14 protein-coding genes and 3 pseudogenes are annotated in these 13,549 nt (G+C 65.2%); 8 read left to right on the top strand and 9 right to left on the bottom strand.

Annotated features, from left to right (window positions below; genetic code table 11):
* Positions 1-4: 4 nt before the first annotated feature.
* From ACFQH2_RS13695 to ACFQH2_RS13665, 7 genes are all read left to right on the top strand, one after another.
* Positions 5-397: a DUF7289 family protein gene (locus ACFQH2_RS13695; RefSeq protein ID WP_377076839.1), complete on the top strand. Its 393-nt coding sequence runs from the start codon at positions 5-7 to the stop codon at positions 395-397.
* Positions 390-782 (top strand): DUF7266 family protein, encoded by a 393-nt coding sequence (locus ACFQH2_RS13690; protein ID WP_377076838.1) that lies wholly within the window; start codon positions 390-392, stop codon positions 780-782. The genes ACFQH2_RS13695 and ACFQH2_RS13690 overlap by 8 nt, the downstream gene beginning before the upstream one ends.
* A gap of 55 nt (positions 783-837) precedes the next feature.
* The gene (locus tag ACFQH2_RS13685; protein WP_377054486.1) at positions 838-1,515 is read left to right on the top strand and encodes a DUF7263 family protein; all 678 of its coding nucleotides are present in this window, start codon (positions 838-840) and stop codon (positions 1,513-1,515) included.
* A complete protein-coding gene (locus tag ACFQH2_RS13680) occupies positions 1,508-1,918 on the top strand; it encodes a DUF7262 family protein (RefSeq protein ID WP_377076837.1) in 411 nt (136 codons plus the stop codon). Before ACFQH2_RS13685 ends, ACFQH2_RS13680 begins: the two co-directional genes overlap by 8 nt.
* Positions 1,906-2,445 carry a DUF7261 family protein gene (locus tag ACFQH2_RS13675; protein WP_377076836.1) on the top strand — a complete coding sequence of 180 codons (540 nt, stop codon included), beginning with the start codon at positions 1,906-1,908 and terminating at the stop codon, positions 2,443-2,445. The genes ACFQH2_RS13680 and ACFQH2_RS13675 overlap by 13 nt, the downstream gene beginning before the upstream one ends.
* A 215-nt stretch (positions 2,446-2,660) precedes the next feature.
* Positions 2,661-3,434, top strand: coding sequence for an SDR family oxidoreductase (locus ACFQH2_RS13670; protein ID WP_377054480.1), 774 nt, complete (start codon positions 2,661-2,663; stop codon positions 3,432-3,434).
* A gap of 65 nt (positions 3,435-3,499) precedes the next feature.
* Positions 3,500-4,906: a carotenoid oxygenase family protein gene (locus tag ACFQH2_RS13665; RefSeq protein ID WP_377054478.1), complete on the top strand. Its 1,407-nt coding sequence runs from the start codon at positions 3,500-3,502 to the stop codon at positions 4,904-4,906.
* 6 nt (positions 4,907-4,912) lie between these two features.
* On the opposite strand, the gene ACFQH2_RS13660 is transcribed toward ACFQH2_RS13665, so the two are convergent.
* The 5 genes and pseudogenes from ACFQH2_RS13660 to ACFQH2_RS13640 form a co-directional block, all read right to left on the bottom strand.
* Complete coding sequence (locus tag ACFQH2_RS13660; protein ID WP_377054476.1) at positions 4,913-5,488, bottom strand: DUF1684 domain-containing protein; 576 nt, start codon at positions 5,486-5,488, stop codon at positions 4,913-4,915.
* A gap of 144 nt (positions 5,489-5,632) precedes the next feature.
* On the bottom strand, positions 5,633-6,298 hold the full coding sequence (locus tag ACFQH2_RS13655) for an NAD-dependent epimerase/dehydratase family protein (RefSeq protein ID WP_377054474.1): 666 nt from the start codon (positions 6,296-6,298) through the stop codon (positions 5,633-5,635).
* 42 nt (positions 6,299-6,340) lie between these two features.
* Entirely contained in the window at positions 6,341-6,796 is a 456-nt protein-coding gene (locus ACFQH2_RS13650; RefSeq protein ID WP_377054472.1) for a molybdopterin-dependent oxidoreductase, read from the bottom strand.
* A gap of 100 nt (positions 6,797-6,896) precedes the next feature.
* Positions 6,897-8,319, bottom strand: a pseudogene (locus tag ACFQH2_RS13645) (DASH family cryptochrome).
* 53 nt (positions 8,320-8,372) lie between these two features.
* Entirely contained in the window at positions 8,373-8,969 is a 597-nt protein-coding gene (locus ACFQH2_RS13640) for a class I SAM-dependent methyltransferase (RefSeq protein WP_377054468.1), read from the bottom strand.
* 76 nt (positions 8,970-9,045) lie between these two features.
* Between ACFQH2_RS13640 and ACFQH2_RS13635 the strand changes: the two are divergent.
* A pseudogene (locus tag ACFQH2_RS13635) lies at positions 9,046-10,085 on the top strand (zinc-dependent alcohol dehydrogenase family protein).
* A 42-nt stretch (positions 10,086-10,127) separates the two neighbouring features.
* Here ACFQH2_RS13635 and ACFQH2_RS13630 read toward each other — a convergent pair.
* From ACFQH2_RS13630 to dhaK, 4 genes and pseudogenes are all read right to left on the bottom strand, one after another.
* Positions 10,128-11,282: pseudogene (locus tag ACFQH2_RS13630) on the bottom strand (GNAT family N-acetyltransferase); the annotation flags it as partial.
* A gap of 100 nt (positions 11,283-11,382) precedes the next feature.
* Positions 11,383-11,763, bottom strand: coding sequence for a dihydroxyacetone kinase phosphoryl donor subunit DhaM (dhaM, locus tag ACFQH2_RS13625; RefSeq protein WP_377054462.1), 381 nt, complete (start codon positions 11,761-11,763; stop codon positions 11,383-11,385).
* A complete protein-coding gene (dhaL, locus tag ACFQH2_RS13620) occupies positions 11,760-12,488 on the bottom strand; it encodes a dihydroxyacetone kinase subunit DhaL (protein ID WP_377054459.1) in 729 nt (242 codons plus the stop codon). The genes dhaM and dhaL overlap by 4 nt, the downstream gene beginning before the upstream one ends.
* A 43-nt stretch (positions 12,489-12,531) precedes the next feature.
* A complete protein-coding gene (gene dhaK / locus ACFQH2_RS13615; RefSeq protein ID WP_377054457.1) occupies positions 12,532-13,533 on the bottom strand; it encodes a dihydroxyacetone kinase subunit DhaK in 1,002 nt (333 codons plus the stop codon).
* Between the last annotated feature and the right edge of the window lie 16 nt (positions 13,534-13,549).

The raw sequence follows: 13,549 nt of genomic DNA, 5'->3' as shown, positions 1-13,549 counted from the left end.
GGCGATGCGGTGGTCCGCGGCTCGGCGGGCAGCGCGTGGTTCAGGTCTCCCCGGCGATCACGGTCGACGGGGACGTCGGCGGCCCGCTTCTCGTCAACGCGCCGCGGCTCAACGCCAGCCACGTCGGTATCGGCGGGAACTCGGGACGCCCCATTCAGCAGGGACAGACGTCACGCACGAGCGCCAGTCGCTTGGCACCGACAGCTATCGCATCGCTGTCGAGACGTCCACGCCGGGGCCGTGGAAGCGATACTTCGAGGACGTCGGTGCGACCGTCGAGACGACCGACCGGGCCTTCCCGGGCGACCGGGAGACGAGCGTCGTCGCCCGAATCGACGGCGACCGGACGGCATATCTGGTCACGCACGACCTGCGACTGGAGGTGGGCTATGGCTGACAGGGCCGTCTCCGCGGTCGTCGGAAAGGCGCTGGAGGCCTCCATCGTGATCATCTACATCGGCCTGCTGACGACGACGCTGTACGCCGGCGTCCTCCCGGAGTATCGGACTGGAGCGGCGACCGAAGTGGCCGATCGGACGCTGGCCGACGCGAGCGGCGAACTACGGACGGCCGTTCCGTCGACAGCGGAGACGGGCGAAACGGAACGGCAGGTCGACGTCCCCACGACGATCCGCGGGGAGACCTACTGGATCCGCGTGCAGGACGATGATCTCGTACTCGATCATCCCCATCCGGACGTCGGGGAACGGGTACCCTCGTACTGCCAGCGTCGGTCTCGTCCGTCGATGGGGAGTGGCGAAGCGACGACCGGACGGTCGTGACGGTCGATCGAACCGACGAGGGGTTCGCAGTCGTTCTCGAATCAGGTGATCCGTGATGCGAGGACAGGCGAACCTGATCGCACTGGCGACGGCCGTTGTCGTCCTCACGGCCGCCATGCTGGTCGGCCTCGGAATCGCCGGGGCGGCCTTTGACGACGCCGAGCGCGACGCGACAGAACGGACGACAGCAGTGAATCTGGCCGAAAGCCTGACCCATCCCGATTCGCCTCTCACCACGCGCAAGAACGTTCTGAACGCCACGGCAGTAGCGCGATTTGACGGAGCGAGTCTCGACTCGCAGTACGCGTCGCTCGACGATCACGAGGCCACAGTGGGACTCGACGGCGTACCGGTAGCCACGACCGGCGACGCGACGACCGGTGCGACCATCCGTCGGATCGTGCTCGTCGAAGAGCGCCAATCAGTGACCTGGACGCCATCGATGTCGGAGACGGCCGATAACGCCGTGACGCTCCCGCGACGTACCGATCGGATCGTGGTAACGCTCGACCCTGACGACACCACGACAGTCACGACCGTCCGGATCGACGGGCGCGTCGAACTACGGAACGGCTCCGGAGTCACTGGCGAACACGCCCTCGACGTCTCGCCGCTGGAAACCGAATCACTACGCTTTGAGGCGTCCGGTGAACTCTCGGACGGCGACATCGAGATAGTGTACTTCCCGACGCGGACGCGGTCGGCGGTGCTGGAGGTGTCGGTCGATGGGTGATCGACGCGGCCAACTTTCGACGCCCGTGGTCGAGGCTGGTCTCGGGGTGATCCTGATCTTCGCTGTCGTCTCGACGTTCGCCCCAGGCGTGCCAGGGCCCGACACTCAGCAGGCCCAACTCGGGATCTATGCGGAAGACACGGCAACGGTACTCTCCGGTGAGTCGCCACAGCATCAGGACGCGACGCGTCTCACCGAACTCGCTCGAAGCGAGGCGGCGTTCGACCGGGAGCACGAGCGCCTCGACCGTCGACTCGATCGATTACTGCCCGACAATCTGTTGTATCAGGTCGAGACCGAGCACGGGGTCGTCGGGATGCAGCGCCCGAGCAGCGTCTCCTACGGCAGCGCGACGGTCCCCACCGAATACGGCGACGTGACGGTCAGGGTGTGGTACGCGTGAGCGACGATGCGACAGGCACGCGAGGACAGTTGGTGTTGCTGGCAGCGGCGGTGATCGCGTTCGCACTCGCGACCGGCGCGCTGGCGTATCTGCAGGTCGGCACACATCCCGACGTGGAGCAACGTATCGACGATGGCTCGCCGGATCGGGTCGTCAACGCGCTGGAGCGCAGCGTCCACGACGCCGCGAGTCCGATTCCCGCCGCCTACGACTGGGACGAACGCGAGGCGGCGGCAGCAGCCATCGAGGACAGTCTGGAGCCCCGCATCGAGACGCTTCGCGTATCGGAACTCGAGCATTCGGTCGTCCACGACATCTCCTACGACGAGAGCGCGGCCGCGACGTGGGCGGACGAGAACTGCCCGGGTGGCCCGGATCGGCAGTTCGGCGAGTGCGAGGCGCTCGGCGGCGTCGTCGTGCAGGAGCGCGCCGGCGAGACCCACGTACTCGGCGTCGCTATCAGGATCCGGACGACCACTGATCGGACACAGCGAGAGACAACCGTTCGGGTGACGGACCGGGGGTGAACTATCATATAGACGAACACTGGCGTGCTGGCGATCAACGGGCCTACCGAGCAAGGGACCGAGGCGATCTTGGGGCTGTCGAGGCCGGGGACGAGGCGCTTGACTGCTGAACGCAGTCTATAACATCGAGAGATGGTGACGAACCGAAGACGAGGGACCTCTTTCGTGTAGCACCTACTAGACTTATTATTCATAGTTTTCTATATACAACTGCAATGACACTCTTGCTCGAAGACAAGACGGCGGTCGTAACTGGGGGATCGAGCGGAAACGGGCGTGCGATCGGACGGGCGTTTGCCGCGGAGGGGGCGGATATCGTCGTCGCGGATATCCAGGAGACGCCTCGGGAGGGCGGGGAGCCGACACACGAACTGATCGAATCGGAGAGCGACTCCAGCGCGACGTTCGTCGACTGTGACGTGACGAGCAAAGACGATCTGGACGCTGCCGTCGAGGCTGCCGAGCAGTTCGGCGGCGTTGATATCATGGTCAACAACGCGGGGATCTTCCACGGCGAGGAGTTCCTCGACGTCGACGAGGCGGCGTTCGATCAGCTGATGGACATCAACGTCAAGGGCGTGTTCTTCGGATCGCAGGTGGCCGCAGAGCGGATGGTCGAAAACGGCGGGGGATCGATCATCAACCTCTCGTCGGTCGCCGGGCTGGAGGGATCGGCAGACTTCATTACCTACTGTACGTCGAAGGGCGCGGTACGGCTGATGACGTACTCGCTGGCCGCGAAGCTCGGACCCGAGGAGATCCGCGTCAACGCGATCCATCCGGGCCTGATTGAGACGAAGATGACGACCGAGGATGTCCCGATCATCGGAGGAGAGGGCGAAGACGAGTTCCTCGAGGGCATCCCACTGGGACGGGCCGGACAGCCAGAAGACGTCGCCGACACCGCGCTGTACCTTGCCAGCGATCTGGCGAGCTACGTCAGCGGCGAATCGCTCGTTCTCGATGGCGGGATGACCAACACTCAGTAGCCGGCTACCGCGGAGCCGGCATTTTACTCGCTGGATTGATTAGCCGTCCGTCCCGATAGAAAGGCGTGACAGGTTCCTATGGCCCCGGCTTTCGATCGCTGACGACGGAACTCCACGATCATCGGCCGACTGTCGAGGGATCGATTCCCGAGTGGCTCTCGGGAACGCTCGTCCGGAACGGTCCCGGCCGCTTCGAGGCCGGCGAGCGCCGCGTCAACCACTGGTTCGACGGACTGGCGATGTTGCGCCGCTACGCGTTCGACGACGGCGAACTTAGCTACTCGAACCGGTTTCTCCGGACCGAGGCCTACGCCGACGCGATGGACGGCCGGCTTACGGGCCAGTTCGGGACGGACACGCGGGGCTGGCGGCGCATCCTCGATACGGTCCGCTCGCTCGGCCTGCCGGAACCGACCGACAACACGAACGTCCACGTGGTCCGGGTCGACGGCGAGTACGTCGCGCTGACCGAAGCACCGCGACGGGTTGCGTTCGATCTCGACACGCTGGAGACGCTCGGCGGATTCCGGTTCGAGGACGACCTGCCAGAACATCTCACCGCGGCCCATCTGGTCGACGATCCGTATCGTGACGAACTGATCGGGTTCACGACGCAGTTCGGCCGGACGCCCCAGTACCACGTCTATCGCGTTCCGGACGGGACCCGGAGTCGGGAGCGGATCGCCTCGCTCGATGCGAACGGCCCGGCCTACATCCACGACTGCAGCGTCACGGCGGACCACGTCATCCTCGTCGAGTCGCCGCTCGTGCTCTCCGCGCTGCGGGCGCTCAATCCGTTCTCACAGGGCGTGACCGATATGCTGGACTGGCAGCCTGATCGGCCGACGCGCGTGCTCGTCGTCGACCGGGAGAGCGGCGACCTCGTGGCCGAACCGACGCTCGACGCCACGTTTACGTTCCACCACATCAACGCCTACGTCGAGGACGTGAGCGTCGTGCTGGATCTCGTCGAGTTCCCCGACGGCGATATCGTCGACGCGATGGCGATGGACGAACTCGATGGTGTCGGCTTTCCGGAGGTCCCCGATGGGCGACTGGTCCGGTACCGGATCGATCTGGAGCGAAACAGCGTGAACCGCTCGTCGCTCTACGACGGCGGGATGGAACTGCCCCGGATCGTCAGATCGAAGACCGGTCGAAAGCACCGCTACGCCTACGGACAGGCGACGGATCGGGACGGCGCGAACGGCCTGGTAAAAGTCGACTGCGAGACGGGCACTGCCCAGGAGTGGTGGGAGCGATCGGTGTTCGTCGAGGAGCCACTCCCCGTACAGCGTCCCGACGCCGATAGCGAGGACGACGGCGTCGTGCTGGCCACGGCGCTCGACGTCGAGCGCGAGCAGACGATGCTGATGGTGTTCGACGCGGCGACGCTCACCGTGGAGGCGCGGGCGTTTCTCCCCCACCCGGAGCCGTTTGGCTTCCACGGACGGTTCTTCCCCCACACGTAGGGGCAGTCAGTGATCGTGGGAGTGGCCCGCAGTTTCGCCGGGGAACTCCTTCTCGCCGGCCTCGATCCGGACGTCGAGCCAGTTCTCGGTCGGGATCATCGGACACTCGTAGGCAGCGTTGTACGCACACGTCGGGTTGTACGCCTGATTGAAATCGAGCACCCATTCCCCGTCGATCTGATGGGTGTCGTGTTCGAGGTCGAGATACCGGCCGGCACCGTAGGTCTCCTCGCCGTTGGTCTCGTCCCGGAACGGGACCCAGAGCCGTTCGGTGGTGTGGTCGGGGCGATAGGCCTGTAGCGTGTGCTCCTCGCCGTCGAGTTCGAACCGGAACTCGCCCCACCGGAGGTAGGTCTGTTCGCCGCCGGCGGTCGTCTCCACTGTCACCTCCGTCTTCTGCTCGTGCTCGTGCAGCGCCAGGACGAACCGGTACTCGGGGTCCGGATCGTAGTATGCCAGTCCCGGGAAGTCGTCGCCGCGCAGTTCGGGCGGAAGCGGGGAGCGTGGGGAGTCGCGGAAGTGTTCGATCTTTGTCTGTCGTCCCTTTTCGATCTGTTCGGCCCACTCGTTGGTGTCTGTCATTGGTGATTACTCGCTAGTGTATTGATGGCATGGGACAGTAATATCCCGGGTCGGTGTATGGCATGGGGGTTCTGCTCGGCCCGCTCTCGCCCACCGGAATCGACTGTCGCTCGTGGTCAATGATCTCCTGGGTAACGACCCTCCTCAGCCCGACAGCGCGATCAGGGTATCCGCTGTCACCGGGGTTTCCGGGAGGTCCTCGGTGACTGCCAGCCGATAGACAGCACGGCCCGCCGCCTCGACGGAGAACGGCCGATCCTCGCCGAGACGGCGTGCGATCGGTTCGACGCTGCCGACCGCCGTGAACAGCCAGTTTGCAACGGTGGGGAAGTGTGGCTGATCTGGGCCGTACACCGGCCCGAAGCGGGGGACGACGACATCTAGCTCCAGATCGGAAATCGCGTCTTCGGCCCGTCGGCGGGCGGTCAGATAGGCGTCTCGAACCAGCGGCGGCTTCGTCGAGGAGGAGATGTAGACGAACCGCTCGACGCCAGCGCGTTCGGCCTCCAGCGCGACGAGAATCGCCGAGTCGCCGTTGATCCGCTCGAACGTGACCCCGTCGTCCGGCGCGTCCGAGATGGTGCCGATAGAGTGGACGACGCAGTCGACGCCCGATAGCGCCGAGCGCCATTCGTGCGGACTGAATACGTCCGCAGCGATCCACTCGACGTGCTTGGTCCACGAACCGGTTTCGTCGGCCGGTGGCGGGCCGCTTCGGGCGACGCTCGTCACGTCGTGGCCGTCCCGAACGGCAGCAGCGCAGACTCGCCGGCCGATAAAGCCGTTCCCGCCGGTGACAAACAGATGCATACCTCAATTCCGGGTTCGCCGCGGAAAACTGCGTCGCCGGGCTCAGCCCTCGGACGCGGGACGGTGGGCGTACTCGCTGGCGTCCTCCTCGGGGTCGAGACGAACCGTCTCGATCTGCTTGACGCGGGCAACGGACTGTTGCCCGTCTATCTTGTCGCCGATGAATCTGGGCAGGGCACCGTCCGTCTCGACGTCCTCCCGAGCGACTGCCAGCATCGCATCGAACGCTTTCCTGATCGCTACGCAGGTCCGGTAGCCGTCCTCTCCGGTGACGAGAAGGTGCGTCGATCGCTCGTCGGCATCGACACGTGACAGGAGCGACTCGATGGGAACGCCACGCCAACGGCCTTCCTCGTACTCGCCGGTGGCACAGGTAACTGCGTGCTGTTTCGTCCGCAGATCGAACTCCTGGAGATACGACGGGTTCGACGGCAGGACGAGTTGGCGGGTGCTAGTCACCAGCACACGCCTCGTCTCGTCGTCGGCAGCTGCAGCCACTATGCTTCTATTCAATGGGAAGTGGCAGTTAAAGCGCTATGAAAGTAGGCTGAGAGAAACGACCGGGACTGACGGCATCTGCTCGTTCTTGACCGTGTGCTCACTGATCGCGCAGTTCCGAAAACCGCTCGGTCACGTCGATCATCGGTTCGGGATAGTCGACACCGAGCACGACGTCGTACGTGGACTCGGCGTCAGCGTTCATCTGCCACGGGCGATGGGCGTACTCCGGGGGAGGGGTCGAGTTCCGGCAGCCACGTCTGCACGTACTCGGCGTCGGCGTCGTACCGCTCCGCCTGTGCGAGGACGTCGAAGAAGCCGTCCCGCGAGTCGTTGCCGACGCCGGCCTGATACGCCCAGTTCCCCCAGTTCGAGGCGACGTCGTAGTCGATCAGTTGCTCCTCAAAGTAAGCCGCCCCCAGCGCCAGTCGATGCCCAGCGCGTCAGCGAGAAACGACGCGACGTTCTGCCGGCCACGGTTCGACATGTACCCCGTCCGGTTCAACTCGCGCATGTTCGCATCGACGAAGGGAACCCCGTCTCGCCGGCGGCCCACTGCCGGAAGGCCTGTCGGTCCTGCTTCCAGTCCGGTTCGACGTCGCGAATGCCGGACTGAGTGAAGAAGTCGTCGCCGTGTTTGAGAAACTGGAACTGGAAGAAATCCCGCCAGAGCAACTCGAAGACCAGCCAGTAGGTGTCCTCGTTGGAAACGCGCTCGTCCTCGTACTGTTTCACCTGCTCGTGGATCCAGCGCGGCGAGAGACAGCCAGCGGCGAGCCACGGCGAGAACTTCGAGGAGTACTCCGACCCGAGCAGGCCGTTCCGCGTGGATTTGTACTCCCGGAGTCGATCCTCCTCCCAGAGATAGCGGTTTACCCGCGCTTTTCCGGCGGTTTCGCCCCCTCGAAGGGGAGGACTGCCCGGTCGTCGGTCGGTGGCTCGTCGATCCCCATCGACGAGAGCGTCGGTATCTCGCCGGCGTCGACATCGGGCGTCGAGACGCTCTCCGGGGCCGGAACCGGCTCTCGGACTGGCGTGGTCTCCTCGACGTTCTTGCGCCACGGCGTGAACGTATCGTCGATCCGATCGTACGGTGTCGGTAGATCGTTGATATGGTAGAGGGTATGCGTGAGCCGGCGATGAAACGGAATATCGTCGCCGAGCGCGTCGCGTACCGCGTGTTCGCGGCTGATCTCTTCGGTTGCCGGCTTGGTCTGTGCGAACACGGCGTCGGCGTCGACCGCGTCGGCAACCGACGGCACGACGTCCTCGACGTGGCCCTCGCGGACGAACAGTTCTCCCCCGCGCTCCCGTACCGATTCCCGCAGGTCGGCGACGCTTTCGCGGCGAAAGCGGGCCCTGTGTGCGCCTCGTTTCTCGGTGTCGTATCTCGTCTCGCCGCGACGGCGTGGGTCGAACACGTAGACCGGGACGACGTGCTCGGCCTCGTCCACTGCGTTGGCGAGGGTGGGGTTGCCCTCGACACGCAGGTCGTCACGGTACCAGACGACGGCGGTATCCATACTCCCCTTTCGACCCCAGCGGTAAATATCGACTGCCGGGGAGGTTCGTACAGTCAGCTCCGGGTCGCGAAGACGTACTCGCTGGAACTGCCAAGCGGGTCGTCGACCGTCGCGGTTCGGAGGTCCTCGAACCCGGCGCTCCGGAGTTGGTCGAGTGTCCGGTCTTTGCCGGGCGCTGAGAAGAACATCGAGCCACCCATCCAGCCGCGGCGCACCGTCTCGAAGCGCCCGCCAGGCAGGGTCATCAGTAGTTTCCCGCCCGAGTCGAGCACGCGATAGAACTCCTCGTACACCGCGGGCTGTGCCGTTCGCGGGACATGAAAGACGGCATGGTAGGCGGTGATCGCGTCCACGGAGCCATCGGCCAGCGGGAGCGACTCCATGTCCCCCTGTACCAGTCGCCCTCCGGCGACTCTGTTGGCCGCCAGCAAGAGCCCCTCACGAGAGATATCGAGGCCGATAGCGTCCGGCGGAAGGTTTGCGAGCGTCCGCGCCCCGTCGCCACAGCCGACATCCAGCACGAGCGGATCGGGCGGACAGGCATCGAGCAAGTCGTCGGTCAGATCGGCGTCGGAACCGGCCGGATCGCGCCGGTTCGCGTACGTCTCGGCGATCTCGTCCCACGCTTGTCGGATCGCGGTACGGTCCATACACCGTGTTAGAGCCTGTCCCACATGACCCTTCGCCTGAGCGAACCGTTTTGTGAGACGGCCACTAATACAGACTATGCGCGCAGCCATCTACCGCGGCCCCGGCGAAATCACGGTCGAAGAGGTACCGGACGTCGAACTCGACTCGCCGAACGACGCCGTCGTTCGGGTGACACACACCGCGGTCTGTGGCTCCGATCTCTGGTTCTATCGCGGCGAGAGCGACCGCGAGGACGGGTCCCGCGTGGGCCACGAGCCGATGGGAATCGTTGAGGACGTCGGCGAGGACGTCACATCGGTCGACGTTGGGGACCGCGTGTTCGCCCCCTTCGTCATTAGCTGTGGTCGCTGTGAGTTCTGCCGGAAGGGACTGCACACCTCCTGTACGAACGGGGACTCCTGGGGCGACGAGAACGGCGGCTGTCAGGGCGAGCAGATCCGCGTTCCCGAGGCCGACGGGACGCTCGTCCGGGTCCCCGACCGCCACGCCGACGATGAGGACACCCTCGAATCACTGCTTCCGCTCACCGACGTGATGGGCACGGGCCACCACGCCGCAAAAAGCGCCGGCGTGGGCGAGGGCGACACCTGCGTCGTAATCGGTGACGGCGCGGTCGGCCTCTGTGGCGTCCTCGCCGCTCGCCGTCTCGGTGCCGAACGGATCATCGCGATGGGCCACCACGAGGACCGTCTCGCTCTCGCCGAGGAGTTCGGCGCGACCGAAACCATCGCGGCCCGCGGCGAGGGGCCGTCGAACGCGCCCAGGAACTGACCTACGGCGGCGCGAACCACGTCATGGAGTGTGTGGGCGCGGCGTCGTCGATGGACACCGCAATCGAAGCCTGTCGCCCGGGCGGTACAATCGGCTACGTGGGTGTCCCCTACGGCGTCGACGACGCCGGCCTCGAGCTACAGTCGCTGTTCAGTGACAATATCACGCTCCGGGGCGGCGTCGCGCCGGTCCGGGCGTACGCTGACGAGTTGATGGCCGACGTGCTGGGTGGTACGCTTGACCCATCGCCGATATTCACGAAAACAGTCGACCTCGATGGCGTCCCGGAGGGCTATCGCGCGATGGACGAGCGCGATGCGATCAAGGTACTGGTCAAACCCTGAGCGGCAGAAGAACTCCCGGAGGCCGACGGTACGCGGTCGGAAGACCGTAGCGAGCGGGTCGCGAACCGATTCGTCAGCGATCCGCAGGTCGCCAAACCGCTCGGCATCGTCGATTCCGTAGGTTCCGACCGCTAACTGAGAGAGCGTCCCGATGCCCACCGTCGCATTGACAGCGTCAGCCGACTCGGCGATCGGTTCGACGGTCGCCCTGCCGTCTGCGACGGAGAGTCGGACCCCTCCATTGTTGTCAGCGACCAGCGGATCCGACACCGAGAGCGTACACTCGACCTCGCCCGCTGGCCACTCGACCGCTTCGAGCGCCGTGACGTCGGTAAGCCGTACCATCGGCCCCGATTCTACATGACAGTCGACCGCCGCCGGATCGTCGACCCGGGCGAGCAGGTCCGTTCCGAGTGCGCGCTCGACGACGATCCGCTCGATCTGTGCGCCGTGCCCCGCGAGGAAGTCGAGCAGGGCGCGGTAGGCCTCCTCGTCGGCGGCATCGAAGCCACTGACCGAGAGCGTCCCCGAGTCGTCGTCGGCGACGGTGTAGACCAGATAGCCCTGCAGGTCCCCGTCGCGTTCGTAGCCGTAGCAGTACGACTCGCCGTTCCCGTTCCAGTTCGATAACGTTCGCTCGCGCCACCACGCCTCGGAGCGACGCAGTGACAGGGAAACGTCGCGGTTGGCTCCCTGCTCCACGCGGACGAGCGCCTGCCAGTCCTCGCCGTCGATGCGACGCATCTGCCCGACGGTTTCGACAGTCGGCAACGCCCGCGGCGGCAGTTCGTACCGGGTCACATCGTTTGCAGTCCCCCAGCCCATCCGACGGTAGAACGGCGTCGAGAACGGCCAGAGCGTGACGAGACCGATCTCTCGCTCACGGTACTCGGCCAGCATCCGCTGACACAGTTGCTTGCCGTAGCCCTGCCCGCGGAACTCGGGGCGGGTCGCAACCGCTCCCAGGCCACCGATCGTCGTGATTTCATCGCGAACGCGTGCCTCGGGTGCGTAGAGTTTGCACCCGCTGACGAGGTCGTTGCCGTCGTAGAGGCCGTATCGGTCGAACAGCGTCGGTTCCTCGTCGTCTTCGGTGTCTTCGTCATCGGTTGGGCCGCTCTCGGGAGTGAATGCGTAGCGAAGCATCGAGCGGAACTGCGGACGATCCGTCTCCGGGAGGGGTCGAAACTCCGTCATTGCTCCCCGTTTTCGTGCGGATCAGTATGAGTGTGTGCCATCTCGTCCGGCGACAGCCTCGCCGATTGCGGGGGCCGGGAAGGGTCCCGGATCACCGCCGTCAGTCCAGTTTCCGGTACTCGCGCGCTTCTTCGGCCCGTTCGACGACCGAGTCGAGTGTTGCCTTCTTGTTGGTCGTCTCGACACCGGCGTTGACCGCACCCTCCAGGACGGGTGCGTCGGCGATCCGCGCGTCGGCGTCTGCCATCTCGATTGCTAACTCGGTGTTCATCACTGCGCTGCCGAGGTCAACGAGGACGACCACGCCGTCCCCGTCGTCGGCGGCCGCGATGGCGTCCTGAATCCGACCCGCGTCGGTGCCGAGGCCATCGGCCTCGCCCCCGGCAGGTTCGATCCGTGCGTCGCCAGCCATCTCCCCCGCGACCTCACAGATCCCCTCGGCGGCGCGGGCGCTGTGTGAGACCACGACGAGACCGATCATTTCTCTTCGCCCTCTGCGACCTCGTCGGGCATCTCCTCGGGTGCTTCCTCGGCCTCGGCAGTCGCCTCCACCTCGCCGTTGAGGATGTCCTGGGCGGTCGCCAGCAGTTCCTCCATGATGTACAGCGTCGACGTCGCACCGGGGTCCTGATGGCCCACCGAGCGCCAGCCGAGATAGGACGCCCGTCCCTTCTTCGCCCGGATCGGCGTGGTGAACTCGACGCCCCGCTCGGCGGCGTCAACCGCCTTCGCCAGCGCCTCCAGCGGTTCCAGATCGTCCGTCTCGATCGACTTCTTGTAGGTGTGGACTGCGGGCGTCAGGGCGTCGACCATCGTCTTCGACCCGACCTCCGCGCCGCCGCGGTCCTGGACCTTCTCCAGATATGCCTCGGCAAAGGCGATGCTCGTCTCTGCTGTGATCCCGTCGTCGGCGAACTCCTGGCTCGCGGACATGATCGACCCGCCGTAGAGCGGTCCGGACGCGCCGCCGACCTCCGAGACGAGCGTGACGCCGATGGTCTTCACCAGTTCCGCGGGGTCGTCTTCGTCCATCGCCTGGACTTTCTCGTTGGCCTTTCTGAACCCGCGGGTCATGTTCGCCCCGTGGTCGGCGTCGCCGATCGCCGAGTCCAGATCGGTCAGATGAGTCTTCTCCTCGTCGAGTCGCTCGGTGACGTTTTCGAGTGCCTGTTCGACCGCTTCTCGTTGGTGCTCTGTGTTACTCATGTAAAAATGCGGATGCAGGGGAAGCGCAAATCGTTTGTGGCGTTTACTCCCTCACTGTCAGCCCTGGCGTGTCAGCCGGTGCCGACAGGAGCTCTTTGAGCTCGTCGTCGACCGCACAGACGGTGATCGACGCGCCGTCCATGTCCAGCGAGGTCATGTAGTCGCCGACCCACGCGTCCCAGGTTTCGAGCCCGTGGTCGTCCATCAGTTCCTGCAGGCGTTTGTTGACGACGAACAGCTCCATCAGCGGGCTACCGCCCATCCCGTTGACGATGGTGACGACCTCCTGTCCCTCGTCGAGGTCGAGGTCGTCGAGTACCCGTTCGGTGAGATGTTCGGTAATCTCGTCGGCGCTCATGATCTCGGTCCGTTCCGTGCCCGGTTCGCCGTGGATCCCGATGCCGAGTTCGATCTCGTCCTCGCCCAGATCGAACGTCGGTTCGCCCTTGTCCGGCGTGATACAGGAGGTCAGCGCCATCCCCATCGTCCCGACGTTGTCGACGACCTTCTCGGCGACGCGGCTCACTTCGTCGAGCGACGCGCCCTCGGCCGCCTTCGCACCGGCGGCCTTGTGGACGAGGATGGTCCCTGCGACGCCGCGGCGACCGGAGGTGTACAGCGAGTCCTCGACGGCGACGTCGTCGTTGACGACGACCTGTGAGACCTCGGTGTCTTGCATCTCGGCCATCTCCGCGGCGGTGTCGAAGTTCATCACGTCGCCCTCGTAGTTTTTCACCACACAGAGGACGCCCTCGCCGCTGTCACAGGCCTGGATCATCGATTCGAGTTGATCTGCGGTCGGGGAGGTGAACACCTCGCCGGCCGCCGCGCCGTCTAGCATCCCCTCGCCGAGGTACCCGGCGTGGGTCGGTTCGTGGCCGCTACCACCACCAGAGACGATTCCCACTTTCCCATCTATCGGGGCGTCAGCGCGTACGAGCACCTCCGCATCGTCGAGGCGCCGGAGTCGGTCAGGGTACGCTGCTACCATTCCGTCGAGCATCTCGTCGACGACATCTTCTGGCTCGTTGATGAGTTTCTTCATGGTTCATGATAGTGTT

This window comes from Natronoarchaeum sp. GCM10025703, from assembly GCF_042661985.1.
GTDB lineage: Archaea > Halobacteriota > Halobacteria > Halobacteriales > Natronoarchaeaceae > Natranaeroarchaeum.
This window is presented reverse-complemented; position numbering and strand designations above follow the sequence as displayed.

Bases quoted from the DNA above. Each gene is read 5' to 3' on its own strand.
- ACFQH2_RS13695 (WP_377076839.1), top strand. From the start codon at position 5: ATGCGGTGGTCCGCGGCTCGGCGGGCAGCGCGTGGTTCAGGTCTCCCC.
- ACFQH2_RS13690 (WP_377076838.1), top strand. From the start codon at position 390: ATGGCTGACAGGGCCGTCTCCGCGGTCGTCGGAAAGGCGCTGGAGGCC.
- ACFQH2_RS13685 (WP_377054486.1), top strand. From the start codon at position 838: ATGCGAGGACAGGCGAACCTGATCGCACTGGCGACGGCCGTTGTCGTC.
- ACFQH2_RS13680 (WP_377076837.1), top strand. From the start codon at position 1,508: ATGGGTGATCGACGCGGCCAACTTTCGACGCCCGTGGTCGAGGCTGGT.
- ACFQH2_RS13670 (WP_377054480.1), top strand. From the start codon at position 2,661: ATGACACTCTTGCTCGAAGACAAGACGGCGGTCGTAACTGGGGGATCG.
- ACFQH2_RS13660 (WP_377054476.1), bottom strand. From the start codon at position 5,488: ATGACAGACACCAACGAGTGGGCCGAACAGATCGAAAAGGGACGACAG.
- ACFQH2_RS13655 (WP_377054474.1), bottom strand. From the start codon at position 6,298: ATGCATCTGTTTGTCACCGGCGGGAACGGCTTTATCGGCCGGCGAGTC.
- ACFQH2_RS13640 (WP_377054468.1), bottom strand. From the start codon at position 8,969: ATGGACCGTACCGCGATCCGACAAGCGTGGGACGAGATCGCCGAGACG.
- dhaM (WP_377054462.1), bottom strand. From the start codon at position 11,763: ATGATCGGTCTCGTCGTGGTCTCACACAGCGCCCGCGCCGCCGAGGGG.
- dhaL (WP_377054459.1), bottom strand. From the start codon at position 12,488: ATGAGTAACACAGAGCACCAACGAGAAGCGGTCGAACAGGCACTCGAA.
- dhaK (WP_377054457.1), bottom strand. From the start codon at position 13,533: ATGAAGAAACTCATCAACGAGCCAGAAGATGTCGTCGACGAGATGCTC.